The organism is Streptomyces sp. NBC_01446 (assembly GCF_026340095.1).
In the GTDB taxonomy this organism is placed as follows: domain Bacteria; phylum Actinomycetota; class Actinomycetes; order Streptomycetales; family Streptomycetaceae; genus Streptomyces; species Streptomyces aureus.
Genome location: NZ_JAPEPO010000001.1, coordinates 911845 through 937068 on the forward strand (window position 1 = coordinate 911845; position 25224 = coordinate 937068).

The following is a 25224-nucleotide window of genomic DNA, read 5'->3' on the forward strand; positions in this document are numbered from 1 at the left end:
CGCGGGGCAGGGACGATGGGCACCGGCCGCTCACCCGGCAGGACCAGGGCGCCAGTGGTCGGCTGTCCCGCCCTCCAGAAGTCCGCCGGCGGACTCGCGGTGTCCCGTCCGCGGCGCGTGCGGTTCGGGCGGGCGACCAGGACGGGCAGCCGCTGGCGGCGGAGGTCGGACAGACCTCCGCCGCCGGGCACTTTGCGGGTTGCGGCTGTGCCGGTGTGTCGGGTGAGCCCTACTTGAGGGCGTACGCCCGGGTGATGGTCTGAACGGTGCGGTCACCCGCGGAGTCCCAGACCTCGGTCTTGAGGGTTACGTACCCGCTGGTCTTCGCCAGTTCGGGGTGCTTGACCACGACCTGGAAGGAGCGGCTGCCCTTGCGCAGGACGGTGGTGGGCTTCCAGCTGGCGCCCTCGTCGTACGAAACCGAGACCTTGGCCCCGGCCATGGCGGTGTTGCCACCGCTCCAGCCCTTGGCCCGGCCACCGTCGACGGTGAAGACGAACGCCTGGCCGGCGGGTGCCTGGTTGAGGACGTCGAGCGGCATGCGGTAGCCGATCGTCACCACTGGCATGGACTCGCACAGCGTTGCTTCGGGCAGCACGCCCGTGTCGCAGTCCTTGACGTCCATCGTGGTCGGGGCGGCCGAGGTGAAGTTCCACTCGGTGTGGACCTTGCCGCCCAGGGTGACGCCTGGGTGGTCCGTGGGACGGGACACGTCCTGGACGAAGGTGTACGGGGCCTTCTGCGGGACCATCAACTGGCTGGTGTCGGTGATCTGCCGGCCATCGCGGAAGAAGGTCCAGGCAGCGGTCGGCCCGTTGACGAGCTGGTGTGCGGGTTCGGCGTCGCCACCGGCGGAACTCGTGGTCCGCACCCAGAGGTTGCTGCGGCAGAAGGCGCAGACCGCAGGATCGTCCACCGACGGGTGCATCGGCGCGGCGAGCCAGTCCTTCCGGTAGGACCTGCCCGGCGTGGGGTAGGTGACGGCGGGTTCGGTCATGAACGCGGAGGACAGGATGCTGGGGTTGACGGTCTGCGCGTAGGCCAGCTCGGGGCTCGCCAGCACGTAGTCGTCCATGCTGCCGCCCATGGAGACGTACTGCGAGGCCTTGAGCGATGTCGGCTGGTGAGGGCTCCAGACATTGAGCGTCTCGTAGCCCAGGTGCCGGATCCGGTCGGCGTGGTAGGTGCTCCGGACCTTCACGAAGTCCCTGGTGCTCACGGTCTTGGCCAGGCTGGCGGGAATGCGGCCGTCCGAGGCGAACTGCGTGGAGTACGTGTAGCCGGATTCGAGGACGCCGGTCAGCGTGACGGTGACCTTGCCCTTGGCGAGCATCGCGAGCAGGGCGCGGCCGCTGTCGAAGCTGGTGTCGGTGACGGGAATGGGCAGGTCCGCGGCGATCGATCCGCCGCCCAACGGATTCGCCTTGGTGGGTGCCACGAGCACGGTGACTGCCCCTGCGGCTGCGGCACGTGTGACCTGGGCGTCTACGGCATCGAGGTCGGCGGCGGAGATGAGGACTGCCTTGCCGGCTGCGTGGATCTTGGCGAAGTCCTCGGCTGTGCCGGTGCCGGCGTCGACCAGCTGCACCTTCTTCGTACCCTCGAAGCGCGGGCTGAGGGCCGATCCGGCCACGGGGATGCTGGACCGCTCGGGGCTGGTGACCGACACCTGGAGCAGCGGCTGGCGCTCGGTGAGGTAGGTGTACGTCCGCAGCGTGCCGGTCGTGGCCGTCTGGCTGGGGATGGCTCCGACCCCCCTCTCGGCCCCGTTGAGCAGGCCGGCCGAGCCGAAGAAGTTCCCGTGGCCCCCGGCCCCGTCGTCGCGGGAGATCATCGTCATGTACGAGGACCGCTCCAGCGGCCGCTTCTCGCCGGTGACCTTGACGGTGGCCTCGGTCGCGGTAGTGCCGTCGACCGTCTGAGTCTGGTCCTGGTGGGCGACGTCGATGTTGGGCAGGGCGAAAAGGTCCTCCGCGTAGGCGCGCGTGGGTTCGCCGGGAACAGCGGTGTACACCGCGCCCTCGATGGAGTAGCGACCCACCGGCATCGCGAACGTCGTGCTCGTCTGGCCGCCGTACACGTACACGTGCTGCCAGCTGTCGTTGTCGATGCCGTGGATGGTCAGGCTGGCAATGGACGGGGCATTGCCGAAGCGGTCCTTGATGTTGACGGTGACATCGTGGTGCTCGACGTCCATCTTGAAGGCGACCGGGGTGTGTACCGTCTCGCCGCTGCCGGCGGTGGCGGTGATGGATCCGGAGTACTGCTTCGGGGCCAGCCCGTTGGGGTCGAGGGTCACGGTGACGTCGGCGCTGCCGCCGGCCGGCACGGTGAGCTTGCCGCCGCTGAGGTTTGCGCCCGACAGTGTCATGGCGCCGTCGGCCGGGGCCGCTCCGCTGCTGTCCTCGATCGTGGTGGCGACGTTCAACGTGGTTTCGGCGGAACCGGAGTTGTGGAAGGTCAGGGTGCGGGTCTGCGGGGAGTACGTGTCTTTCTGCCAGGCGATCAGGCCGAAGTCGGCCCGGCCCGAAAGCCCGAGCTGGGAGTCCACTGCTGCGGGGACGTCGACCCGGCCGTAGCCCTGCTGGAAGGGGGTGTAGGAGGCGGAGGCCTTGGAATGGGCGGTCAGGGAGTCCTTCAGCTGCTTGCCGGTCCAGTCGGGATGGCGCTGGGCCAGGATCGCCGCTGCGCCGGCGACGTGCGGTGTGGCCATGGAGGTGCCGCTTGCCGAGGTGTAGTACTGGTTCACCGGGGTGCCCATAGTGGTGCCGGCTGCGCGGGCGGCGACGATGTCCACTCCCGGTGCGGTGATGTCCGGCTTGATGACGTTGTCTCCCAGCCGCGGACCTCGGCTGGAGAAGTCCGCCAGCGCATCGGACCGGTCCACGGCGCCGACCGTGAGCGCGGAGTCCGCGATGCCGGGGGTGCCGAGGGTCGACGTGCCGGGCCCGGTGTTGCCGGCGGCGATGGCGAACAGGGTGTGGGAGGAGGCGCTGAGCGAGTCGACGGCCTGGCTGAGTACGTCCCCGCCCGGGCGGGCGGTGCCTCCGAGGCTCATGCTGACGATGTTGGCGCCCTGCGCGACCGCCCAGTCCATTCCGGCGATGATGTCGGCGTCAGTGCCCTTGCCGGAGTTGTTGAGCACCTTGCCGATGAGCAGGTCGGCGCCGGGGGCCACGCCCTTGTACTTGCCGTCGGAGTTGGCGCCGTTGCCCGCGATGATGTCCGCGACGTGGGTGCCGTGGCCGAAACCGTCCTGGACGGTCTGCCCGGCCACGAAGCTCTCGCTGGCCGTGATGCTCGGCGCGACATCGGCGTTGGTCAGGTCGACCCCGGTGTCCAGGACGGCGACCTTCACCCCCTTGCCGTTGTAACCTTCGGCCCAAGCCTGCGGCGCGCCGATCTGGGGCACGCTCTGGTCGAGCGAGACTTTCGCCTTTGCGTCGTACCAGACCTTGGCCACTCCGGCGCTTCCGGGCACCACTGCCGGGGCTCCCCTCTTGGCCCCGCCGGCCCTTCGCACCGGCTTGACGGCTTGCCAGAACTTCTTCGCCCTGGACTTGTCGATGTCCACCGAGGTCATGCCCAGCTTGGGCATGACCCTCTGGGTGCGAGCGCTCGGCAGACGCTTGGCGTCCTGGTTCAACGCGGCCGGGGTCGGCTTGCCCTGGAACTTGACGATAGCGGGCAGTTGAGCGCCCTTGGCGTCGCCGTTCCCGTCCTTGAGCATCTGGGTGACGTTGAACAACTCGGGGTCCACGGTGCCGGCGGCGATAGCGGTCAGCGCGTCCTCGGGATAGACGTACATGTCGCCGTTCCGGCCGCTGATGAGCTGGAACTGTTTCGACGTTCCTGCCTCGGAGACGACATCCACCGTCGGCTTGCCGCCGGCGCCGGTCGTCACGGCGACGGTGTCCCCTGTGATGAGGGTCAGTCTCGGCGCGGCCGCCGGCGGGTGTGCGGTGGACAGTGGGACCGCCGCAGGCGGCGACGCCGTCGCAATACCGGGCAGGGCCGTCAGCGACAGGGTGAGGGCAAGGGCCGCCCCCGTGGCGGCGGTTCGTCTTATTCGGCCGGTGGAGATATGCATAAAGATCCTCTCAGGGCGGAACTGGTGAGACGTGCACAGGTGGTGCCGCAGACGGACCCATCGCCGCCAACGGGCTGAGGTGCGGGTCTGCTGCGGTGGAAGTGAAACGCATCCACCGCGCCGCCGGGGGCTTCGCACCAGGCGTAACGTCGCCAATGACGAGTTTTTGCCACGCGCGTTGGGGGATGTCGATCATGCTCGAGGTACTCGGTATCGACGCGGAATCAGAGACCCTCTACGCCGCGTTGCTCACCGCGCGGCCGGCCGCGCCCGACGACCTGGCGTGCGCCACCGGGCTGTCACCGGCCCGGGTGCGCGTGGCGCTGCGTCGGCTCCAGTCGTCCGGACTGGTGAGCCGCCGGCCCGGCCGCCCGGTCACCTACGTGGCCATCGACCCCGAAGTCGCCCTGGACGGACTGCTGCTGAGCGGGCAGGAACAGCTGCACCGGGCGAAGGTCCGCGCCGGGGAGTTCACCGAGCGGTTCCGTCAAGCGGTGACCACCCGCGACCCGGCCGCCCTCGTCGAGATCGTCACCGGCGCCGACGCGGTACGCCAACGGGTCGACCAGGCCGTACGCAGTGCCCGGCACCAATTGCGCGGCTTCGACAAACCGCCGTACTACCCGGGCCCCCTCTACGCGAACGAACCCGAACTCGAGCTGCTCGCCCGCGGTGTCACCGTCCGGGCGCTGTACGACTCGGACGGCATCAACACGCCCGACCGGCTGAGTGTTCTGCGCATGTGGGCAGCCGCAGGTGAGCAGGCCCGAGTGCTCCACGACGTTCCCACGAAGATGGCCCTGGTCGACGACAGAATCGCGATCCTGCCGCTGAGTTCGGGCTCGGGTCCGGACCCGAGTCCGTCCTTTGTCGTCCTGCACCGCTCAGCGGTGCTCGACGCGCTGTCCGCACTGTTCGAGACGCTTTGGGTGGTGGCCCTGCCGTTTGGTCTCGACGATGTGGAAAGCGCCGATCCCCACCGCCTGTCGCCGGAGGAGCGCCTGCTGGTCAGCCTCCTGACGGCGGGGCTTCCGGACGAGGCCATCGCACGGCAGGCCGGCGTCAGCTACCGCACGCTGCAGCGTCGTCTGCGCGCGCTGATGGAGCGGGCGCACGCGCAGACACGCTTCCAACTCGGCCTACACGCCGCAGCGCATGGATGGGTGGCCGCGCCTGTGCCCTTGCCTGCGCACGCGGCACCGCCGGGGCTCGAGGACGGCGCGCCCGCCACCGGGGTGAACGAAGAGGTCATGGAGTGATCGCGCAGATCCCGCGCCGAGGTGAATCGCCGACTTGTATGGGGATAGCGGTACGCGGTCGGGTTGGCCGCTCGTAGCGTGCCGTAGGACGCCGGGTCGGGTGATTCGTGAATCGCCTGCCGCTCTTCGGGGCTGGCTCTCCCGGGGTGTGTCACCGCCCCGGCGTTCGGCTGCGGTCTGACTCAACAGAGGCGCGTCCTGATCCGCCGGCCTGGAAGTCGGCGTGTCGGCTGCGGCTGACCCGTCGTCCGACCGTGAGGAACAGTCCCGTGATGCTGATCGGAATCGACCCGCACAAGTCCACCCACACCTGTGCCGTTCGGAAACTCATCGCTACTGCTCGGAGGCGGTCTGGCGCGGCATCACTGTCTGCTGGAACCCTGGCCGGGTGATCGTTTCACTGGTGTACCAGGTGGCGCGGAAACTGCTCGCGGTTCCGGCAGTGCTGCTACGCGGAGAGGTGGCCAAGGACGCGGAATTGCTGGTACTGCGGCACGAGAACGCGGTGCTGCGCAGGCAGCTCACGAAGCCGGTGCACTACGACTGGCGGATCGGCTGTGGTTCACAGGGCCGTCCTCGCTGATCCCCCGGCGCCGGTAGGCGCAGGTGTTCCCGGTGGCGCCCACGACGATGCTGGCGTGGCACCGCAGGCTGATCGCCCGGAGGTAGGACTGCAGCAAGCGCCGGAGCAGGCCCGGTCGACCGTCGACCGCGAGTGCGGTGAAAGCTCTGGTACTGCGGCTCGCCAAAGAGAATCCGCGCTGGGGCTGCCAACGGATCCAAGGGGAAATCGTCCGGCTCGGACACCGGTCGGCTCGACGACGATCTGGGAGACCCTCACCGCAGCGGGATTTGATCCGGCCCCATGCCGCAGCGGTCCGACGTGGCGCGAGTTCCTGATCGCGCAAGCTGAGGGCATCATTGCCGGCGACTTCGTCCATATCGACCTGGTCGATCTACGCCGGGTGTGCGCGCTCGTGTTCGAGCACGGCACACGCCGGCTGCACATCGCGGGAGTGACTGCCCATCCCACCGGGCCCTGGACGGTGCAACAGGCGAGAAACCTCGCCGTCCAGTTGGGTATGCGGGCGGACTCGCTGCGTTTCCTGCTCCGAGACCGGGACTCGAAGTACACCGACCCCTTCGACGCGGTCTTCGCGGCCGACGACATCCAAGCTGTGAGAAGCGCGCCGCGGGCCCCTCGGATGAACGCCCACTGCGAACGGGTCATCGGCACCCTGCGGCGCGAGGTCCTCGACCACCTCTTGATCTGGAACGAGTGGCACGCCCGGCACGTCCTCGATGCGTACGCCCGGCATGACAACGGTCATCGCCCCCACCAGGCTCGCCGACAGCTCCCTCCCCTCGCCCGGAAGCACCCGACGCCCATGGCCGCTCCGTCCGCTCACCGGGTTCTGCGCACCCGAATACTCGGCGGCGTGATCAACGAGTACAGATATGCAGCCTGACCATGGGCGATGAGTTTCCGAGCAGCACAGGGTGATGCAGCTCGGGCGCAATCTCGTCATGGACTTGGAGGACGCGGGCGGCAGAGCCAGGTTCCTGATCCGGGACCGCGACTCCAAGTTCACCGCAGCGTTCGACGCCGTGCTCGCCGATGCCGGGCTGGCGGTCGTCAAGAGCGGTGTCCGGATGCCCCGGATGAACTCGGTGATGGAACGGTGGATACAGACCTGCCGGCGCGAGCTGCTGGACCGCGCCCCCCTATGGAACCAGCACCAACTCCTCCACACGCTGCTCGAGTTCGAGTCCTTCTGCAACGGGCATCGGCCGCACCGGACCCTGCATCAGGCGGCTCCACTCCGCACTCTCCGAACCGATCACCGAACCAGGACAGATCGGGCACCTGGAGGTCCACCGACGAGATCGACTCGGCGGAGCCCTTCACGAGTACCACCAGGCCGGATGATTAATCGGCACCCACAGACTTGGTGGCAGGAGCCGCTTTCGTCGCTCGTTGCTGCGGGAGGACAGGGCGGGTGACGATCGCCTGACGTGCCGGCCGCTGATGAGCTACGGACCGGTTATGGACATGCGGATGCTGCGTGTGACTTCCGCGGCACCGCCCAAGTGGACCAGCAGCCCCGACGCGTCGTGCTGTGCGGTGGCGGTGATCGTGGAGGGACTGCCGAGGGAGTCCCCCATGTCGACGGCGATGTCGCGGATGCCCTGGCCCGCCAGGTGCGCAGCGAGGCAGGCGGTGCTGTTGGCGTTGGCGATGTCTTCCGCGACGCCGATCGACGGGGCGAACATGCGGGCCGCGACGCTGCCGGTGGGCGTCGGCACCGAGTAGGCGTAGCAGCCCAGGAATCCGAGACGGTCGCAGGCGGCACGGAGCCGTTCGAAGTCCGGGCTGAGGGTGGTGAGAGCGGACCGCGCAGTAAGGGGAACCAGCAACCGCGACCGCCCCACAGAGGCGACGCGGGTACCGGGAGCGAGTGTGCCCGAGGTGACACCGAGTGCGGGCAGGACAAGGTCGCACTCGGCCGCTGTGGGCCTGCGCAGGCCTACGGGACCGGGGTCGAAGGCGGCATTGACATGCGTCTCCTCCCGTACGGACCAACCAGGGAAGACACGCCCTGCCGCATGGATGGTGGCTCGATACTCCTGGCCCCCGGCGCGCTCGGCCAGGAAGGCCAGAGCGGCAACCGTCCCGTGACCGCACGCAGGCAGTTCTCCCTCGGCGGTGAAGAAGCGGAGGGATACGACCGGACCGCCCCGTCGGCTGTCGTGCACCGACACGAAGACGGCGTGCGACGTTCCCATCGCAGCCGGCACACGACGGCGTTCATCGTCACTCAACGGCGCCTCGTCCAGCACCGCGGTGGGACTACCGCCGTGGCCGTCGCGCAGACACGCGCTGACGATCGTGACGGGCAGACCGTGCCTACTCATCGCAGTGCCGTGATCCTTGTGCCGGACCGGCGTCCGCTTCCCCCGCCCACCGCCGGCTCCACGTTCATGCCTCCGCAGGATTCTGATCGTTCTGTTCTTGCTCCTGCGCCCAGGTGATCGCCCATTCGTTGAGCGGTTGTAGGGCGTGACTGAGTGCTGCCCCCAGGCGAGTGAGCTCGTAGCCGTCGGTTGAGGGGGCGATGATCCCGCTTGACGTGAGTTCGCGAAGCCGCTGGTAGAGGACGCTGGATGACAGTCCTTCGCAATGTGCCAGCAGCGTGCGGGCGCCGAGCGGACCCGCACGCAGCTCCCAGAGAATGCGCAGCGCCCACCGACGGCCGAAGAGGTCCATCGCGGCCATGATCGGACGGCCGGTCGTCGATCCACGAACCGGTGTTCCTGGGCGCGGTGGCGGCATGACCCTCCTTGTGTTTCGTTATTCGAAACACTAGCATCCATGCGTGTTTCGAATTTCGAAACAACCTCAACGGGAGCGCCGATGTCGCGAATAGCCCTGCTGGAACCGCCGTACGCCGACCAGGCCGGAGCGCTGCTCGCGCGCATGATGCCCGGGGACGTGCCGCCGATCGGGCTGTTCCGGATGTTCGCCAGAAACCTCCCGATGGCCGGCGCCATGCACGGATGGGGGCGCTATGAGCTGGGCCGACAGCTGACCCTGACCATGAGGGAACGCGAGATCGCCATCGACCGGACGTGCGCGCTGTGCGGCTGCGAGTACGAGTGGGGCGTGCACATGATGACGTTCGCCGAACGGGTCGGGCTCACCCGCGAGCAGGCGGCATCCCTGGTGCACGGCGACCCCGCTGACGAGTGCTGGACGTCCGAGCGGGAACAGCTGCTCATCCTCGCCGTCGACGCGCTGCACGAGCGTTCCGACATCGATGACGCGCTGTGGACACAACTCGTGTCGGTCTTCGACGAGCTCCAGCTGCTCGATCTGCTCCTGCTGTGCGGGTGGTATCACGCCGTCAGCTTCGCCGCGCGCGCCACGCGCGTGCCGCACGAGCCCGGCGCGCCTCGCTTCGCCGACTTCCTCCCCATCACGACCGCGACCAACCGGTGAGCACTACCCGGGAGCACTCCGAGGCGCGGCTGATGCGGATCGCCAACCCCCTGCTCTTGGCCGGCAGCGCCGTCGTGGTCGGCGGCGGGTTCGCCCTGTTCGCGGCGGCCCGGTCGGACCTGGCCGGACTGTTCGTGGCCATGGGCGTGCTGGGCTTCGGCGTCGGCAGCTTCACGGCCGCCATGCCCGGCGTCATCCTGGCCGTCACCCCCAAGAGCGAGACGTCGAGCGCCATGAGCTTCAACTACGTCGTCCGCAGCGTCGGGTACTCCCTGGGCAGCGCCATCGGCGGCCTGATCCTCGCCGCGGGCACCGGCCCCGGCCACCTCTTCCCCGACGACAGCGCCTACACCACCGCGGCGCTGGTCGGCATCGGCGCCATGGCGATCACGACGCTGACAAGCCTCGCTCTCACCCGCCGACGCTCGTCCGAGACCAACCCGTAAGCCAGATGCACTCATCCCAACACTGGAGGTTTCATGCCCAAGGGCTACTGGGTCAGCGTCTACCGCACCATTTCAGACCCTGAGAAGTTGGCTGCCTACAACAAGCTGGCCGCTCCGGCCGTCAAGGCCGGGGGCGGTCGAACCTTCGCCCGTGGCGGTCGGGTCGTGGCGCATGACGCCGGAATCGCCGAGCGCACCGTCCTGATCGAGTTCGACAGCTTCGAGCAGGCCGTCGCGGCACGCGAGAGTGCGGCCTACCAGGAGGCGCTGGACGCCCTCTCCGACGGCGTCGAGCGCGACTTCCGCATCGTCGAAGGCATCGACTGACCGAGGCCCAGTCGGACACCCAACTTAGTCGCCGCAGCTCAGCATCCTGCGCCCGACTGAGTTGGATGTCAAAGGGGCTGGCCATTCACTCAGGAGATGCCCGACATCGGTTGCGGCTGAATAGGTCCTCGCCAGCAGCGGTCGCAGATTCTGATGGCCCCCTAGCGTGGGAGCTGTCAGTTGAGCCTGGATGCCTCATTACTTGATCGGTCCCGCCCCGGTGACGCATCCAGGCACGCTCCTGCCCGTCGGTCGAAGTACCCGACGGGCAGGAGCGTGACCACAGGAAGCAGGCTGAACTGTCCGCTCCTCAGCGACTGTCGGCCGGCCGGGGTCATAGTCGGGCGAAGCGCATCCCAGGCCGGCAAGGGTGCGTTCGATGGGGGTCTACCTCGCAGTAGCTGCCGCGCCGGGCATGGGCACCAGCTTGTCGGCTTCGGCGACGGCGGCGTTCCAACTGAACTCGTTGTTGTCGCTGAAGTAGTAGTAGGTGGCGCCGTTCGGCATCATCGCGACGGTGATGCCGCCGTATCCCGACATGAAGGGTACGTAGAAGGGGCTGGTGTAGGCAGGGTTGTCGGCAGAGGTGAACTCGGCGCCCCAGAAGCCGTTCTGGTACTTCATGGGCTTGGTGCCGGTGGTGGTCATGCCCCGGTCCTGCGGTGTGCGTTGCATGGTGGCCGCGAGCAGTGTCGGGTCGAGTATCTGCGTGCCGTTGACGGCGCCGTGGTCGTTGTTGAGGAATTTCGCGAACCGGGCGACGGAGTCCGGCGTCCAGAACATTCCGTAGCCGCCGAAGGGTGCCCCGCCGGGGATGTTGTCGGTGCGGGAGGAGACGAGGGAGTCGGGCCCGACGCCAATGAGTTCGAGTACGTCGTCGCGGAGCATGTCGAAGATGTCGGCGTCCGAACCGGCCTTGTCCTGCAGGTAGTTGTTCATCGCGGCGGTGGCGAGGAAGGTGTCCGAGGTGTGGTAGACCCACTTGCTGCCGGGGCTGGCCTTACGCGGGAAGGACAGGGCGAGTCGCATCTTGTCGACGTAGGGCTCGGCCGCGAAGAAGTCCGCCATGGTGCGGCGCGATTCGTCGGTCTCGTAGCCGGGCGAGGTGTAGTTCCCGGTGGCCATGTCGAGGGTGCGGTCGAGGGTGACGCCGCTCCAGGCAGTGTTGCCGGCGGTCTCGGGGATTCGGTCGGAGAGCTTCTCCTGGGCCACGGCCGGGCCGTAGCGCTTCGCCAGACGCAGCATGGCTGTTCCCGCGAACGCCGACTTCGCGGTCGAGTACGAAGGCAGCAGCATCTGGCCGCAGAACGGGTACTCCCCTTGCCGGGTCCGACAGTTGCCCGCGTAGTGGACTCCGCCGAAGTAGAAGCCGAAGGTGCTCAGCGCGGACGGCGTGATGCCGGAGCCGAACTTCGCCACGTCCACCCCACTGTCCGGGTAGTCGGTGGCCAGCGCCGAGATGGGCTTGGTCGGGAGCCGGTCCCCGACCTCGGAGGCGTATGCGTCGCGTAGGTTCTCGGCGCCGTCGACGGGGCCGGGCCGGTAGTCGGCCGGTACCTGGCCCCACATGTCGAACTGGAAGTACTCGCAGGTCTCCGTGGTGATCTGGTAGCGGACTTCGGAGATCGATGTGGCGTCGAAGAGGAAGGTGAGGGCGCCGTTGTGCACGCAGTTGGCGTTGCGCTCGACGAGCGCGAACGGCAGGGAGGCGCGGGTGCGTTGGCCGTCGCCGTCCTCGTTCCACGCGCGGCCGGGTCCCACCGCCAGGTTCCACGCCTGGTTCCCCGTGTACCGCAGCCCGCGCTTCGCCGGGATGAGGTTGCTGCCGTTCTGCACGAGCGCGATGTCGACCGGTGGCAGGTGCCGGGTGGCTGCTGCGTCTCCGTATCCGTTCGGGTCCTTCAGTGCGCGGAATCCGCCGGCGGTGGAGAGGCCGTCGAGGGTGAGGGTGCCTTCGAAGCTGTGGGTGGGTGGCGCTGCTTGCGCCGGCAGGGCGAAGGCTCTGTCGGGCACGGTGTCCTCGGCGGTACCCCCGGCGAGTTGGCCGGCGGTGAGTTCGGTCCGGTTCACCGCACCGCTTCCGGTGAGCGGATCACCCGGTACGGGTGCGGTTGCGGCGGGCGCCGCCATCGTCGGCAGCGGGACTGCGAACAGCCCCGCGAGTACGGCGGCAGTGGCGGCGGCACGGCGTAGCCGTCGGGCATGGAACGGTCTCGGCATGGTCCGAGGTCCTCTCGGGCTGGCAGCTGATGCGGGATATCGCCGCATGCTGGGGCGCGCCGGGGCCGCCGTCCAATGCCTGCCCGATCTGGTCAGGCTGCCTGCCGGGCATACCTCGAGCTCTCCTTGGCCTGTCGGCCGTCGGGTCGGCGTGCGCTCACGCCTCGTGTCGTGGTGAGGGCCGTGGTCTGTAGTCGTCGCTGCAGTTCATAGGCGGGCGGCGACCTGTGGCCCGTACCGCTCGACACAAAAACGTGACAACCCGGCCGCGAATGCCTCGATGCTGCGCAGCGCATAGTGGCCGGCGTCCCACGCCGCGTGCAGGTGGATCTGCATCGGTTCGCCCGTGCTGTCGAGGATCAGCAGCGGGTGCAGGTCGAAGCGGGGATCGTCGGAGACCACCGCGACACCATGGCCCGAAGCCGCCATGGCCTGTGCGACGTGCGGGGTGTCGCATTCGAGCACGATGTCGTACGAGGCGTCCGCATCCTGCACGGCACGGTCCAGGATGCGGCGGGTGCCGTGCGCCGGGGTGAGGACGATGAGGGGCTCCGCGGCAAGTTCCCTGATGGTGACGCGGTCCCGGTTCGCCCAGGCATGGTCGGCACGGACGTAGGCCCACAGCGGCAGGCGGGCCACCGGGAGCCCGGCGAAACGGCTCCTCGGAGGTGCCGAGGAGATGGCTACATCGGCGCCCCTCGCAAGGGCCTGGTACGCGTGTGCCGGACTCTCCGCCTGCACGGTGACGAGCGGATCCTCCGGCCCCCAGGTGGCCAGGAACGGCGCGATCACGTCGGTGATGGTGGTGGGCGGCGCCGCCACGGTGATCCGCATGGCACGACCGGCAGCCAGCGCACCGACTGCGGCCTCGGCGGCGTCCGCGCGGGCGACCAGGTCGCGGGCCAGGGGAAGGAAGCGCCGGCCGGCCGCCGTCAGGACCATCTGCTTGCCGCCGCGGTCGAAGAGTGTCATCCCCAAGGTCCCTTCCAGGCCGCGCAGTTGGCGCGACAGCGAGGGCTGGGCGACGCGGACCACCTCGGCAGCCTTGGTGACCGAACCGGTCTCCACGATGGTCAGGAAGTAGCGCAGCACTCGGAGTTCCATGACGGTGGTCCTTCGGGAGACGGAGGAGGCATGACACCTTCATGCCTCAAAGGCATGGTAATCACCCCTCACAAGTATTTGAGGCTATGGCTGACTAGCCGCATTCTTGTCCCACCGGAATTTCTGGTTATCGGCGCCCGAATCTCCGTCGACTTCTCCTCGAACAGTTCCTTTGATTGGCTGGTGTTCCCGCATGGCCCGCCCCCTGCCCCTGATCCTCGCCCAGGCGCCCGGCCGCCCGGCCGACGACCTCGCAGGCTTTGCCGCCGACGTGGAGCGGCGCGTGAAACTGCGCGCACCCGGCGCCCTCGTCGTCTACCCCGAACTGCACCTCGGCGAGAGCGCCCCCGGCGTCCCGGCCGCCCCGGAGGAGGGGGCCGAGCCGCTCGACGGCAAGCGCGATGCGGCCTTCGCCGAGCTCGCGGGGGATCTGGGTATCTGGCTGGTGCCCGGCAGCGTCTACGAGCGAGGCACCGGCGACCGCGTCCACAACACGACACCGGTCTATTCACCACAGGGTGAGCGCCTCGCCGCGTACCGCAAGATCTGCCCGTGGCGCCCGTACGAGACGACCACACCCGGCAACCGGTTCGAGGTCGTCGACCTCCCCGGGGTCGGCCGCATCGGACTGTCCATCTGCTACGACACCTGGTTCCCGGAGATCTCCCGCCATCTGGCCTGGATGGGCGCAGAGCTGATCGTCAACGTGGTCCGCACGCCGACGAGCGACCGCGCGCAGGAAGTCGTCCTCAACCGCGCCAACGCCATCACCAATCAGGTCTTCGTCGCCAGCGTCAATGCCGCTGCCCCCTCCGGGACCGGCCGCAGCCTCGTCATCGATCCACAGGGCACAGTGCGCGCCGAAACCGTCGACGCCGGCGACTCCACCCTCACCGACGTGATCGACCTCGACGAGGTCAGCAACGTCCGCCGCTACGGCACCGCCGGCCTCAACCGGATCTGGGACCAGTTCCGCCCTGGCGACCCAGCCCTCGAACTCCCGCTGTACGGCGGCCGCATCGACCCCGCCACCTGGAACCCCGCCCACACCACCGAGGAGCCACCACGATGAGCAGCGAGACCACAGAGAGCACCATGAGACTGAAGGGCGACCTGAGCCTGCTCTCCGTCGTGCTGTTCGGCCTGGCCTACATATCCCCCGGCATCGTCGTCACGATGTTCGGCGTGGTCGCCGCCACCAGCGGCGGCGCGGCCCCGACCGCGTTCGCCATCGCCACCCTCGCGATGCTGCTCACCGGGCTAAGTTACGCGAAGATGGCGCGCGCTGTGCCCGGCGCGGGGTCGGTCTACACCTACGCCCGCAAGATGCTCGACAGCCGCATCGGATTCCTGTCCGGCTGGGCGATGCTGCTCGACTACTTCTTCATCCCGATGGTCGGCTGGCTGATCACGGCGATCTACTTCCACGCCCAGTTCCCCGAGATACCCAAGTGGGTCTGGCTGATCGTCTCGGTGGGCATCACCACCGCCATCAACGTCTTCGGCATGAAGCTCGCGGACCGCGTCAACAAGGGCCTGATGTTCATCGCTCTGGGGTCGCTGGTCCTCTTCGCCACCCTGTGTGTCGTCTTCCTCGGCAAGCACGGCTCCTCCGCCCCCGCCACCAGCGCCCTGTGGAACTCCGGCACTTCGATCGGCGCGGTCACGGCGGCCGCCGCCATCGCCGCATATTCCTTCCTCGGCTTCGACGCCGTCTCCACGCTGGGCGAAGAGGCCAAGGGCGGAGCGAGGACGATCGGCCGCGGCATCATCGGCTGCGTCATCGCCGCCGGAGCGATCTTCATCGTGCTGTCCTTCGTGATGCAACTGGTCCACCCCGGCGCGAAGTTCGCCGACGTCGACGCGGCCGCCTACCACCTGAAGGTCCAGGTCGGCGGCACAACGTACGCCGAGATCATCAACTTCGTCACCATCGCCGGATCCATCGCCTCCTGTATCGCCCTGCAAGCCTCCGCCGCCCGCCTCATGTACGTCATGGGACGCGACGGCGCACTGCCCAAGGCCGTCTTCGGCAACCTGTCACAGAAGACCGGCGCGCCCGTCTTGAACCTGCTGCTGACCGCGGCCGCCGGTGTCATCGCCATGAAACTCGACCTGACCACAGCCACCTCATTCATCAACTTCGGCGCCTTCCTCGGCTTCACCCTGGTGAACGTCTGCGTGATCGCCCACCTGGTCCGAGAGCGCAGACACGGCCGCACCCCCCACCTCTTCTCGTACCTGGTGATGCCGGCCATCGGCGCCGCCGTCTCCCTCTACCTGCTCACGAAGCTCGGTCACGTCGCACTCCAGATCGGCGGCGTCTGGCTGGCGATCGGCGTCGTCTACCTGGCCGTCCTCACCAAGGGCTTCCGCCGGCCCGCACCGGAGATGACCTTCGACGACGACACCACGGCCACGAACACGGTCACCGCGTAGCTCCCTGCCTCGCCCGGGCTCGTCGTGCGGTGTCGCGACGCCGTCACCAGCCGGGTGAGGCACGGCCACATCCCCTCCGAGCTGCCCTTTGCCCTGCGTCCAGGGCCGGCTGCGGCCAAGTCGACGAAGGGAAGCGGGTCCCTCAGCCCGCACACGGCAGAGCGGATGGTGCGGCGGATCAGACCAACCGCGTACGCCTCCTCGCCGACCCGGGGAAAGTGGATCCCATTGGCGTCGCCGACATCCGGCGCCGCCTCGACCCAGTTGTGGCCGATGCCTGCGAAGGCAGACGTGGCCCCGGCGTTCGTAGAGCTCGGCGAACGGGCAATCGTTGCCCAGCGCACCAACGAGGACTGGCCGTTGCGCTGGCAAGACGGGGCATCCGCAGGGCGGGGGCGTGCTCGACTGGCGCGTTCAAGACGCCGTCGACGGCCGCGCCTGCCCACCACGCACGACACCTCGACGTACGGCGCCGCCCCTTCCGACCCAGCCGATACCGACATATGACTCCCCCAGCCTGCTCCCCCTCACGACTAGTAGCGTGTCGTTGCTTAGTTCTGGGTTGTTTGGTTGGGATGGTGGGGTCCGGCAGATGTTGCTTCCTTTCTGCCGGACGGGAGTTGGGGTGATGGGTTCGCAGAAGAAGAGGCCGGTGGTGCTGACCGCGGCTGATCGTGAAGAGCTGGTTCGGGTAACCACGACGGGTATCCATCCAGCCTCGGTGATCAGGAGGGCGCGGGTGCTGCTCGCGCTCGACACCTCTGCAGGCGCGATCGGCTCGCAGGACGCGGTCGCGGCCCGGGCCGGAGTCTCGGGCGAGACACTGCGGCTGGTGGCCAAGCGGTTCGCCGAGACCGGTGGCGATGTTCACGCCACGATCGCCCGGAAGAAGCGCGAGCTGCCGCCGGTGCCCTCACCGGTGACCGGTGAGGTCGAAGCCCGGCTGATCGCGATGGCATGCTCACAGCCACCCCAGGGCTATACCCGGTGGTCCCTGCGCTTGCTGGAGAAACATGTCGCGCTGGTCGAGGACATCCCGAACCTGGACCACTCCACCATCGGGCGGATCTTAAAAAAACGGAACTGCGTCCTCATCTGAAGAAGTGCTGGACCATCCCACCGAAGGCGAACGCGCAGTTCGCGGCCAGGATGGAAGACGTACTGGCCATCTATGCCCGGCCCCATGACCCAGCACGTCCGGTCGTGTGCATGGACGAGAAGCCCTACCAGCTCCTCGACCATGCCCGCGCCCCGCTCCCGGCCCGCCCCGGCCACGACGCCCGCCAGGACAGCGAGTACATCCGCTGCGGCACCTGCTCAATCTTCGTGTGGGTCGAACCCCTGGCCGGGTGGCGCCGCGTCCAGGCCCTGCCCCGGCGCACCCGGACCGACTAGGCCGGCCAGATCAAACAGCTGCTGAGCGTGGATTACCCCGACGCCGAGGCCGTGGTGCTGGTGTGAACCGTTCCGGGTTCGGTAGAGACCTCAGATTGTGGTTGTGACCTGGGGTTTCGTGGTCGTGAGGTAGTAGTACGAGCCTCCGGTCAGGCCTGTCGCTCCTGGTCCAGAAGATGGCGCAGCCACTTCTCCGAATGCGCGATGTGCGCCGCGGCGGCCGACGCGGCCGCCACCGGGTCGTGGCGACTGATCGCTCCGACGATCTCGCGGTGGCCCGCGTCGCTGACCCGCTTGATGTCCGGGCCCTCGGGCAACGTGAAGATCTGGTGGCGGCGCGAGCGGGTACGGAACACGGTGAGCAGTGAATCCAGCGCGGGGTTGCCCGCGACGCGCGCGACCTCCGAGTGGAACCGGTGGTCCAGGTCGGAGACTTCCGCCGGATCATCGGTGGCCTCCATTGCCGCGAGGTGGGCATGCATGCGCTCCAACGCTTCGGCGCCCACTCGCGCGGCGGCCTGCGAGGCGGCGTGCGCCTCCAGGACGCGGCGCAGCTCGTAGACCTCGAGCAGGCCGGGCAGCGGCAGCAGGTCCACGGTGAGGGAGAGGCTGCCGATGATGTCCTCGGGCCGCAGTGCCGAGACGTAGGTGCCCGAGCCGTGGCGCGGTTCGACCACGCGCAGCGCGGCGAGCATCCGCACGGCCTCCCGCAACGGCCCGCGGGAGACTCCGAGTTCGGCGCACAGGTCCGCCTCGGGCGGCATGCGCGCACCGGCTGTCAGCCGCCCGTCGGCGATCATGTGCCGTAGGCCGTGAAAGGCCTTCTCCACTGCGGACATATCCCGCTCCTCCGATCCGTGCCGTGCCCCACGGCCCGCGGCCCGTGCTCCGTCAGCGTGCTTCGACTGATGAGACCCTAGCAAGTCATCTGATGTCTTCAGGAGTCTGAGATCAACTCGCGCTCCTGTCATCAGCCACCTTCCCTGAAAACTCAGGGAAGGAGCACTTTAATCGCAGCGATGCACATGCCAGGATGCTGCATGTCATCATACGTCTTGGGTAGTTCCTCCTAGGAGTCGCATGAGTACGGGCCTCGCCGTCGCCCCGCCGAAACCCTTGTCCCTGCCCAACGGCCGACCCGCCGCGGATGCCTGGTCGCTCGACCCGGAGTTGCTGCATCTCAACCACGGTTCGTTCGGTGCGGTGCCGGTGGCGGCACAGCGTGAGCAGGACCGGCTGCGGGAGCGGGCCGAGCGGGCGCCGGTGGTATGGTTCCCGGCTCAGCCGCGGCGGATCTCCACGGCCCGCGCCGAACTCGCCGCGTTCTTGCGTGTGGACGCCGACGATCTGGCCCTCGTACCGAACGCGAGCGCCGGAGTCAGCACCGTCCTGGCCTCGCTCACCCTGCCGCCCGAGGCCGAGATTCTGGTCACCGATCACGGATACGGCGCGGTCACCATGGCCGCGCAGCGTACGGCCCTGCGCTGCGGCGGGCGGGTGCGGACCGCCCACATCCCTCTCGCGGCCGACGCGGACGAGGCATTTACGGCCGTGGCCGAACAGGTCGGCGATCGCACCGCGCTGATCCTCCTCGACCAGATCACGTCGTCGACCGGCCGACTGCTGCCGGTCGAGCGGATCGCACGGCTCGCCCGACGGCGCGGCATCCCGTTCCTGGTGGACGGCGCGCACGCCCCCGGCATGCTGGCCGCGCCGCTGGACGGTCTCGCCTGCGACTTCTGGACCGGCAATCTGCACAAGTTCGCCTGCACCCCGCGCGGCACCTCCGCCCTCGTCGCGCGCGGTCCACTGCGCGCGGCCCTGTACCCGCTGATCGACTCCTGGGGCACCCAACTGCCCTTCCCCGCACGCTTCGATCACACCGGGACCCAGGACACCTCCGCCTGGCTCGCGGCCCCGGCCGCGCTGTCCTTCGTCGAGCGGACGTGGGGGTGGGAGACGGTCCGCGGGTATCTGAGCGCGCTCGCCGACTACGGGCAGCACACCGTCGCGGACGCGTTCGCCCGGCACATCGGACAGGACGCCGTGCCGGCGGTTGGCACACCCGCGCCGGCGCTACGCCTGGTAAGACTGCCCGACGAGCTCGGCCCCGACCGGTTCGCGAGTGATGTGCTGCGTGACCGGGCCGCACAGGAACTCGGCGCGGAGACCGCGTTCACGTCCTTCGACGGGGTCGGCTATATCAGGCTCTCCGCGCACGTCTACAACACCCCCGCCGATTATGAGGAGTTCGCCGAGCGGTGCGTGCCTCGGCTGGTGGCGTGGAGCCGCGCCGCCTGAGCCCGCGCGCGCCCCCGGCCCAGCAGCCCGCACGGCTCTCCGAACACGGCCCCGACGAGGAAGGTAACGACCCGTGGCCCCGAGCATCTCGACGGACCTCCCCCCACTCCCGCCCGCGTACGACAGCGCTCTGGTGCGGTACCGCCTCCTAGGCCAGGTACGCGCGGAGCGTGCCGGAGAGCCGCTACCGCCGGGCACCCCGAAACAGCAGGCGCTTCTCGCGGCGCTGCTGCTGCGCGGCGGTGAACAGGTCGAGCGCACCGAACTGGTGCGGGCCGTCTGGGGCGAGCACGCGCCGGACAGCGCGGCGGGCCTGCTCGCCACGTACACAGCGCGCCTGCGCAAGGCGCTGGAGCCGGACCGAGCCCGCCGCGCCGCACCCCGGCTCCTGATCACGCGGGGCACCACCTACGGGCTGCATCTGCGGCGGGACGCACTGGACCTGTGGCGGTTCGAGGACGCGCTGTCCGAGGCGCGCCGGGAGCGCCGCGCGGGCCGGGTCGGCGCCGCCCGCACCTGTTACGAGCGGGCCCTCGCCCAGTGGCGGGGCGAGCAGGCGCTGAGCGGGGTGCCGGAACGCTGTGCGGCGGATGCCCGGCACCGGCTCGCCGGGCTGCGCCTCGACGCCCGCCTCGAACACGCCGAGGCACTGCTCGACCTCGGTGAACATGCCGAGGCCGCCGAGCGGATCGCCCCGCTGGTGCCGGGCAGACCGTACGACGAGCGGTTGCAGGCGCTGCTGATGCTGGCGCTGTACCGCAGCGGGCGCACGCCCGAGGCCCTCGCCCTGTTCCGCGGAGTGCGGCGCGCCCTCGTGCACGACCTGGGTGTCGAACCGCGCCCGGGACTGAGCCGGCTGCACGAGCGCATCCTGCACGCCGACCCCTCGCTGGCCGCGCCCCGGCAGCCGCCGCGGTCACTCACGCCCGCGTGTCCGGCACCGGCCCCCCGTCTGCCCGTGCCCGCTCAACTGCCGCGCGACAGCGCCGACTTCACCGGTCGGGAGGAGGAGGTGCGGCAGCTGCGCGAACTGCTGCGGCGCCCCGACTCCCCCGCCGCCGTCTGCCCCACCGTGGTGATCTCCGGTGCGGCGGGCCTCGGCAAGAGCACGCTTGCCGTGCACGTCGCCCACCAGGTGCGGGACCGGTTCCCCGACGGCCAGCTCTACGCGGTGCTCGGCGGGCGCGCCCCTGCCGACGTGCTCGGCCGATTCCTGGAGGACCTCGGGGTGGCGCCGCACGAGGTGCCCGACGGTCTGGAGCGGCGCGCCGTCCGGTTCCGTACACTCACCGCCGAACGTCGGCTGCTCGTCCTGCTCGACGACGCCCAGTCCACGGACCAGTTGCGGGAGTTGCTGCCCGCGGCGCCCGGCTGCGCGGTGCTGGTGACCAGCCGGGCCCCGCTGCGGGACCTGCCCGGCCGGGTGCCGCTCCGGCTCGGCCCGCTGGACGCGGCCCAGTCCCTGCGGCTGTTGCGCCGGTTCGCTTCGGGGGCGCCGCTGGCCTCGGTCGCGGCGCTGCCGTACCGTTCGGCGGCCACCGCCACGGCTACGTCCGCTCTGCACAGCCTCGCGGACGGCTGCGCCGGGCATCCGCTGGCGCTGCGGCTCGCCGCCGCGCGGGCCGCCGACGAAGCGGCCCGGGTGGACGACATCGGCGGGCCGCCCGCCTCGCACCCGGGGTTCCCGGACGGCCCGCGCACCGCCAGGACCCGTATCGCATCGGCAGGTTGACACCCCGTCAGTCCACACTCCCGGCGAGCATCGCGTCCGTGAAGTGACAGGCGCCGGCCCGCTGTCCCCACACCGTCAGCAGGGGCTCGGTGTCACGGCACAGGTCCTGTGCGCGCGGGCACCGGGTGTGGAACCGGCAGCCCGGCGGCGGTGCGGACGGCGACGGCGGATCGCCCGCAAGGACGATGCGGGTGCGGCGCGGGGCGTGCGGGTCGCGGATGCGGTCGAGGGAGGGTTCGGCCGACAGGAGCGCCTCGGTGTAGGGGTGGCCCGGGACCGCGTAGAGGGCGTCCACCGGGGCCTGTTCGGCGACCTTGCCCAGGTACATCACGGTGACGTCGTCGCACACGTGGCGTACGACGCCGAGGTCGTGGGAGACGAAGACGAGCGCGAGACCCAATTCGCGACGGAGCTTCAGGAGCAGGTTGACGACCTGGGCCTGCACCGACAGGTCGAGCGCCGAGACGGGCTCGTCGCACAGCAGCACGTCGGGGCCGAGGGCGAGGCCGCGGGCGATGCCGATGCGCTGGCGCTGTCCGCCGGAGAACTGGTGCGGATAGCGGTCCGCGTGACGGGCGTCGAGGCCGACCAGTTCCAGGAGTTCGGCGATCCGGGCCCGCCTCCCGGCGCGCGGGACGACATCGGGATGGACGTCGAAGGCCTCCCCGATGATCTCGCCGACCCTCAGCCGTGGGTTGAGCGAGGCGTACGGGTCCTGGAAGACGACCTGGACGCGGCGGCGCCACCGCTTGAGGGCGGCGCCGCGCAGCCGCGCGACGTCCTCGCCCTCGAAGAGGAGCCGCCCGTCGGTCGGCCGCTCCAGCGCGCACAGCAGCCGAAGCAGAGTCGACTTGCCGCAGCCGGACTCGCCGACGATGCCGAGCGCCTGACCGCGCCGCAGCTCCAGGCCGACGCCGTCGACGGCCCGGACCACGGCCGCGCCCCGGCCGCGCCGCCACGGCAGCGCGGGCCCGCCGCCGTAGTGCTTGACCAGCCCTTCGGCCCTGAGGATCACGTCGTCGGTCATCGTGCGGCGCCTTCCGGGCTGAGCGGCTGGTCGAGGAGATGGCAGGCACCGAAGCGGAGCTCGCCGGGGGCGGGCTGCAGGGCGGGGCGTTCGGTGACACACCGGTCGTGGGCGTGCGGGCAGCGCGGCCGGAACGGGCAGCCGGACGGCAGCCGCATCAGGTCAGGCGGCGTGCCGGGGATGGCGGGCAGGTCCTGGCCGCGCCTCTCGGCGGACGGCACCGACTGCAACAGCCCCTGGGTGTACGGGTGTTGTGGATCACCCAGCACATCGGCCGTGGCCCCCGACTCCACGACCCGGCCCGCGTACATGACGACCAGGTCGTCGGCGATCTCCGCGGCGACGGCCAGGTCATGGGTGATGAGCACGACCCCCATGTCGGTGTCGGCCTGGATCTCCGCGAGGAGTTCGAGGATCTGGGCCTGCACGGTGACGTCGAGCGCGGTGGTCGGCTCGTCGGCGATGAGCACCTCGGGGCCGAGGGCGAGCGCCATGGCGATCATCACGCGCTGGCGCATGCCGCCGGAGAACTGGTGCGGGTAGTCGTGGACACGGCCCCGCGCGCCGGGGATGCCCACGCGGTCCAGCATCTCGGCCGCCCGCTTCATGGCGTCGGAGCGGCTCGTGCCCCGGTGTACCCGGTACAGCTCGGCGATCTGCCGACCGACCGTGTGCACGGGGTTGAGTGCGGACAGCGCGTCCTGGAAGACCAACGAGATCCGGCTGCCGACGACGCCGCGGCGTGCGCGCTCGGTCAGCGTCAGCAGGTCCATTCCGTCGAACAGGGCCTGGCCGCCGGTGACATGACCGGGCGGGCTGTCGAGGATGCCCGTGATGGCCTGGGTGGAGACGCTCTTGCCGGAGCCGGACTCGCCGAGGATGACGAGGGTGCGGCCGCGGTGCAGGGTCCAGGAAACGAAGTCCACGGCGCGCAGGCGGCCGGCGCGGGTGTCGAACTCGACGCTCAGGTCACGTACGTCGAGCAGAGGTTCAGCTGCCATGGGGCGGTTCACCGCTCACCTCTTCAGTTTCGGGTCGAGAGCGTCGCGGACCGTGTCGCCCGTGATCATGAAGGCCATGACGGTGATGGTCAGGAGCAGGGCGGGGAAGAGGAAGAGGTGGACGTCGTCGCGGTAGGAGGCGGCGATGGCGATCTGAAGTCCCCAGGAAATGGTGGGGGGTTGGAGCCCGATGCCGAGGAAGGTGAGCGCGGCCTCGGTGCCGACCGCCGCGCCGACGGTGAGCGTGGTCATGGCGAGCAGCGGCGCCACCGAGTTGGGCAGGATGTGCACCCGCAGGATGTGCTGGGCCCCGGCGCCGAGCGCGCGGGAGGCGAGGACGTACTCGCGCGTGCGCACGCTCAGAACGGTGGAGCGCATCAGCCGCATGCCCGCGGGCCAGCCGAGCAGCACGATCACGAAGGCGATGGTCCACACGGAGCGGGACGAGAAGGCCTGCAGGATGACGATCATCGCGACGAGGCCGGGCAGGGCGAACAGCACGTCGGCGGTGCGCGAGACGAGGCTGTCGACGAAGCCGGGGAAGTATCCGGCGAGCATGCCGAGGACGCAGGCGACAGCGAAGCCGACCACACACACGGAGACGCTGACCAGGACCGAGGGCCGGGCCCCGTAGATCACGTTGGCGTAGTAGTCGCAGCCCTGGATGTCGTAGCCGAACCAGTGCGCGGCGGACGGGGCGCCCTTGGAGAGCTTCAGGTCGCACACGGTGGGATCGGTGGCGGTGAACAGGCGGGGAAAGGCGGCCATCAGCGCGATGACCAGGATGGCGAGGGCGCTGAGGACGAAGCGTGGCTTGCGCAGCAGTTCGCGTAGGACGGCGGCGCCGCGCGGGCTGTCCTCGCCGACGGGCTCGAGTTCGGCGGCGGTCGCGGCGGTCGCCAGGGCGGTGTCAGACATGGCGCACCCTCGGGTCCAGGAGGCCGTAGAGCAGGTCGACGACCAGGTTGACGAGCATGTAGCCGAGCAGCAGCACCGTGGAGAGGGTGACGACCACCCCGCCTTCCTTCATGGCGATGGAGCGGAACATGAACTGGCCGATGCCGTTCAGGTTGTAGATGCCCTCGGTGATGATCGCACCGCCGAGAATGCCGGCCAGGTCGAGCCCGATGTACGTGATCACGGGCAGCATGGCGTTGCGCAGCACGTGCCCCCACAGGATGCGGTTCGGGGCGAGCCCCTTGGCGCGTGCGGTGCGGACGAAGTCGGCGCTCGCGACCTCGGCGATGCTGGTGCGGGTGACGCGGGCGAGTCCGGCGAAGCCGAGGACGCCGAGCACGGTGGCGGGCAGCAGATAGCTGCCGGGCCAGCCGTCGGTGGCGCCGGAGACCGGGAACCAGCTGAGTTCGACCGCGAAGAAGGACTGCGCGAAGAACATGGCGACCAGACCGGGCACGGCGAGCACCCCGAGCGTGGCGCCGAGCAGCGCCCGGTCCACCAGGCCGTCGCGCCGCCATCCCGCGTACACACCGCTGACGAGCCCGAGGACGAGCTGGATGGCGAGGGCGGTGAGTCCGAGCTGGAGGGTCACCGGCCAGCGCAGCGCGAGTTGTTCGCCGATGTCCTGCCCGTCGAAGGTCTGCCCGAGGTCGCCCTTGAGCAGGTTGCCCATGAAGTGCAGGTACTGGACGAACAGGGGATCGTTCAGGTGGTAGTAGGCGCGTTTGGCCGCAATGACGGATTCGGCCAGGGGTTTCTGTCCTGACAGGGCCCTGATCGGGTCGCCGGGGAGGGCAAAGACCATCGCGTAGACGAGGAACGTCACGATGACCGCGATCGGGATCATGATCAGGAGGCGGCGGAGCGCGAAACGCAACACCGTGTCCTCCTTTGGGAGTTACGGAGAGGAGTTACGGGATTGGGGG

20 protein-coding genes and 3 pseudogenes are annotated in these 25224 nt (G+C 69.5%); 13 read left to right on the forward strand and 10 right to left on the reverse strand.

The genetic code is table 11. The annotated features are described in order from the left end of the window. Positions 1 to 229: 229 nt before the first annotated feature. Positions 230 to 4090 carry a S8 family serine peptidase gene (locus OG456_RS04225; protein WP_266557311.1) on the reverse strand — a complete coding sequence of 1287 codons (3861 nt, stop codon included), beginning with the start codon at positions 4088 to 4090 and terminating at the stop codon, positions 230 to 232. Positions 4091 to 4284: 194 nt separating this feature from the next. Here OG456_RS04225 and OG456_RS04230 point away from each other — a divergent pair, with 194 nt between their 5' ends. From OG456_RS04230 to OG456_RS04240, 3 genes and pseudogenes are all read left to right on the forward strand, one after another. Beyond that, on the forward strand, positions 4285 to 5349 hold the full coding sequence (locus OG456_RS04230; protein ID WP_266557313.1) for a helix-turn-helix domain-containing protein: 1065 nt from the start codon (positions 4285 to 4287) through the stop codon (positions 5347 to 5349). Between the two features lie 388 nt (positions 5350 to 5737). Next, positions 5738 to 6818, forward strand: a pseudogene (locus tag OG456_RS04235) (integrase core domain-containing protein). A gap of 31 nt (positions 6819 to 6849) precedes the next feature. Next, positions 6850 to 7279, forward strand: a pseudogene (locus tag OG456_RS04240) (integrase); the annotation flags it as partial. A 104-nt stretch (positions 7280 to 7383) separates the two neighbouring features. Here OG456_RS04240 and OG456_RS04245 read toward each other — a convergent pair. After that, positions 7384 to 8265, reverse strand: coding sequence for a PhzF family phenazine biosynthesis protein (locus tag OG456_RS04245; RefSeq protein WP_266557315.1), 882 nt, complete (start codon positions 8263 to 8265; stop codon positions 7384 to 7386). A gap of 64 nt (positions 8266 to 8329) precedes the next feature. After that, positions 8330 to 8626, reverse strand: coding sequence for a helix-turn-helix domain-containing protein (locus tag OG456_RS04250; RefSeq protein ID WP_266557317.1), 297 nt, complete (start codon positions 8624 to 8626; stop codon positions 8330 to 8332). Positions 8627 to 8764: 138 nt separating this feature from the next. Between OG456_RS04250 and OG456_RS04255 the strand changes: the two genes are divergently transcribed. From OG456_RS04255 to OG456_RS04265, 3 genes are read left to right on the forward strand one after another with little or no spacing between them, the layout of a single operon-like run. Continuing rightward, a complete protein-coding gene (locus tag OG456_RS04255; RefSeq protein ID WP_266557319.1) occupies positions 8765 to 9349 on the forward strand; it encodes a carboxymuconolactone decarboxylase family protein in 585 nt (194 codons plus the stop codon). Further along, positions 9346 to 9795 (forward strand): MFS transporter, encoded by a 450-nt coding sequence (locus OG456_RS04260; protein ID WP_266557321.1) that lies wholly within the window; start codon positions 9346 to 9348, stop codon positions 9793 to 9795. The genes OG456_RS04255 and OG456_RS04260 overlap by 4 nt, the downstream gene beginning before the upstream one ends. A gap of 33 nt (positions 9796 to 9828) precedes the next feature. Then, positions 9829 to 10122: a DUF1330 domain-containing protein gene (locus tag OG456_RS04265; protein WP_266557323.1), complete on the forward strand. Its 294-nt coding sequence runs from the start codon at positions 9829 to 9831 to the stop codon at positions 10120 to 10122. A 387-nt stretch (positions 10123 to 10509) separates the two neighbouring features. Here OG456_RS04265 and OG456_RS04270 read toward each other — a convergent pair whose 3' ends face one another. Together OG456_RS04270 and OG456_RS04275 are read right to left on the reverse strand one after the other, a co-directional pair. Next, complete coding sequence (locus OG456_RS04270) at positions 10510 to 12342, reverse strand: hypothetical protein (protein WP_266557325.1); 1833 nt, start codon at positions 12340 to 12342, stop codon at positions 10510 to 10512. Positions 12343 to 12549: 207 nt separating this feature from the next. Beyond that, positions 12550 to 13446 carry a LysR family transcriptional regulator gene (locus tag OG456_RS04275; protein ID WP_266557327.1) on the reverse strand — a complete coding sequence of 299 codons (897 nt, stop codon included), beginning with the start codon at positions 13444 to 13446 and terminating at the stop codon, positions 12550 to 12552. Between the two features lie 193 nt (positions 13447 to 13639). On the opposite strand from OG456_RS04275, the gene OG456_RS04280 reads away from it, so the two are divergent. The 4 genes from OG456_RS04280 to OG456_RS04295 all read left to right on the forward strand — a co-directional run bounded on the left by OG456_RS04280 (position 13640) and on the right by OG456_RS04295 (position 17280). Further along, positions 13640 to 14518, forward strand: a complete 879-nt coding sequence (locus tag OG456_RS04280; protein ID WP_266557328.1) for a carbon-nitrogen hydrolase family protein — start codon at positions 13640 to 13642, stop codon at positions 14516 to 14518. Beyond that, entirely contained in the window at positions 14515 to 15885 is a 1371-nt protein-coding gene (locus OG456_RS04285) for an APC family permease (RefSeq protein WP_266557329.1), read from the forward strand. The genes OG456_RS04280 and OG456_RS04285 overlap by 4 nt, the downstream gene beginning before the upstream one ends. A 628-nt stretch (positions 15886 to 16513) precedes the next feature. After that, the gene (locus tag OG456_RS04290) at positions 16514 to 16984 is read left to right on the forward strand and encodes a helix-turn-helix domain-containing protein (protein ID WP_266557335.1); all 471 of its coding nucleotides are present in this window, start codon (positions 16514 to 16516) and stop codon (positions 16982 to 16984) included. Positions 16985 to 17094: 110 nt separating this feature from the next. Continuing rightward, a complete protein-coding gene (locus OG456_RS04295) occupies positions 17095 to 17280 on the forward strand; it encodes a hypothetical protein (RefSeq protein ID WP_266557337.1) in 186 nt (61 codons plus the stop codon). A 149-nt stretch (positions 17281 to 17429) separates the two neighbouring features. Here OG456_RS04295 and OG456_RS04300 read toward each other — a convergent pair whose 3' ends face one another. Continuing rightward, complete coding sequence (locus tag OG456_RS04300) at positions 17430 to 18119, reverse strand: FadR/GntR family transcriptional regulator (RefSeq protein ID WP_100597842.1); 690 nt, start codon at positions 18117 to 18119, stop codon at positions 17430 to 17432. A gap of 241 nt (positions 18120 to 18360) precedes the next feature. On the opposite strand from OG456_RS04300, the gene OG456_RS04305 reads away from it, so the two are divergent. Together OG456_RS04305 and OG456_RS04310 are read left to right on the forward strand one after the other, a co-directional pair. Next, positions 18361 to 19581, forward strand: a complete 1221-nt coding sequence (locus OG456_RS04305) for an aminotransferase class V-fold PLP-dependent enzyme (protein WP_266557340.1) — start codon at positions 18361 to 18363, stop codon at positions 19579 to 19581. A gap of 73 nt (positions 19582 to 19654) precedes the next feature. Then, a complete protein-coding gene (locus tag OG456_RS04310) occupies positions 19655 to 21313 on the forward strand; it encodes a BTAD domain-containing putative transcriptional regulator (RefSeq protein WP_266557342.1) in 1659 nt (552 codons plus the stop codon). Between the two features lie 7 nt (positions 21314 to 21320). On the opposite strand, the gene OG456_RS04315 is transcribed toward OG456_RS04310, so the two are convergent. Genes OG456_RS04315 through OG456_RS04325 form a run of 3 tightly spaced genes read right to left on the reverse strand, consistent with a single transcriptional unit; the run spans position 21321 to position 24109 of the window. After that, positions 21321 to 22340: an ABC transporter ATP-binding protein gene (locus OG456_RS04315; protein ID WP_266557344.1), complete on the reverse strand. Its 1020-nt coding sequence runs from the start codon at positions 22338 to 22340 to the stop codon at positions 21321 to 21323. Then, the gene (locus OG456_RS04320) at positions 22337 to 23341 is read right to left on the reverse strand and encodes an ABC transporter ATP-binding protein (protein WP_266557346.1); all 1005 of its coding nucleotides are present in this window, start codon (positions 23339 to 23341) and stop codon (positions 22337 to 22339) included. The genes OG456_RS04315 and OG456_RS04320 overlap by 4 nt, the downstream gene beginning before the upstream one ends. A 15-nt stretch (positions 23342 to 23356) precedes the next feature. Beyond that, positions 23357 to 24109, reverse strand: coding sequence for an ABC transporter permease (locus OG456_RS04325; protein WP_354006143.1), 753 nt, complete (start codon positions 24107 to 24109; stop codon positions 23357 to 23359). A 16-nt stretch (positions 24110 to 24125) separates the two neighbouring features. On the opposite strand from OG456_RS04325, the pseudogene OG456_RS50785 reads away from it, so the two are divergent. Beyond that, a pseudogene (locus tag OG456_RS50785) lies at positions 24126 to 24314 on the forward strand (hypothetical protein); the annotation flags it as partial. Here OG456_RS50785 and OG456_RS04330 read toward each other — a convergent pair. Then, a complete protein-coding gene (locus tag OG456_RS04330) occupies positions 24252 to 25178 on the reverse strand; it encodes an ABC transporter permease (protein ID WP_100597836.1) in 927 nt (308 codons plus the stop codon). The pseudogene OG456_RS50785 and the gene OG456_RS04330 sit on opposite strands and share 63 nt — an antisense overlap. Positions 25179 to 25224 lie beyond the last annotated feature (46 nt).

What these genes read in the sequence shown, in the direction of transcription:
- OG456_RS04225 (WP_266557311.1), bottom strand. Translation starts at nt 4,090, where the DNA reads ATGCATATCTCCACCGGCCGAATAAGACGAACCGCCGCCACGGGGGCG.
- OG456_RS04230 (WP_266557313.1), top strand. Translation starts at nt 4,285, where the DNA reads ATGCTCGAGGTACTCGGTATCGACGCGGAATCAGAGACCCTCTACGCC.
- OG456_RS04245 (WP_266557315.1), bottom strand. Translation starts at nt 8,265, where the DNA reads ATGAGTAGGCACGGTCTGCCCGTCACGATCGTCAGCGCGTGTCTGCGC.
- OG456_RS04250 (WP_266557317.1), bottom strand. Translation starts at nt 8,626, where the DNA reads ATGGCCGCGATGGACCTCTTCGGCCGTCGGTGGGCGCTGCGCATTCTC.
- OG456_RS04255 (WP_266557319.1), top strand. Translation starts at nt 8,765, where the DNA reads ATGTCGCGAATAGCCCTGCTGGAACCGCCGTACGCCGACCAGGCCGGA.
- OG456_RS04265 (WP_266557323.1), top strand. Translation starts at nt 9,829, where the DNA reads ATGCCCAAGGGCTACTGGGTCAGCGTCTACCGCACCATTTCAGACCCT.
- OG456_RS04270 (WP_266557325.1), bottom strand. Translation starts at nt 12,342, where the DNA reads ATGCCGAGACCGTTCCATGCCCGACGGCTACGCCGTGCCGCCGCCACT.
- OG456_RS04275 (WP_266557327.1), bottom strand. Translation starts at nt 13,446, where the DNA reads ATGGAACTCCGAGTGCTGCGCTACTTCCTGACCATCGTGGAGACCGGT.
- OG456_RS04280 (WP_266557328.1), top strand. Translation starts at nt 13,640, where the DNA reads ATGGCCCGCCCCCTGCCCCTGATCCTCGCCCAGGCGCCCGGCCGCCCG.
- OG456_RS04285 (WP_266557329.1), top strand. Translation starts at nt 14,515, where the DNA reads ATGAGCAGCGAGACCACAGAGAGCACCATGAGACTGAAGGGCGACCTG.
- OG456_RS04290 (WP_266557335.1), top strand. Translation starts at nt 16,514, where the DNA reads ATGGGTTCGCAGAAGAAGAGGCCGGTGGTGCTGACCGCGGCTGATCGT.
- OG456_RS04295 (WP_266557337.1), top strand. Translation starts at nt 17,095, where the DNA reads ATGGACGAGAAGCCCTACCAGCTCCTCGACCATGCCCGCGCCCCGCTC.
- OG456_RS04300 (WP_100597842.1), bottom strand. Translation starts at nt 18,119, where the DNA reads ATGTCCGCAGTGGAGAAGGCCTTTCACGGCCTACGGCACATGATCGCC.
- OG456_RS04305 (WP_266557340.1), top strand. Translation starts at nt 18,361, where the DNA reads ATGAGTACGGGCCTCGCCGTCGCCCCGCCGAAACCCTTGTCCCTGCCC.
- OG456_RS04315 (WP_266557344.1), bottom strand. Translation starts at nt 22,340, where the DNA reads ATGACCGACGACGTGATCCTCAGGGCCGAAGGGCTGGTCAAGCACTAC.
- OG456_RS04320 (WP_266557346.1), bottom strand. Translation starts at nt 23,341, where the DNA reads ATGGCAGCTGAACCTCTGCTCGACGTACGTGACCTGAGCGTCGAGTTC.
- OG456_RS04325 (WP_354006143.1), bottom strand. Translation starts at nt 24,109, where the DNA reads ATGGCCGCCTTTCCCCGCCTGTTCACCGCCACCGATCCCACCGTGTGC.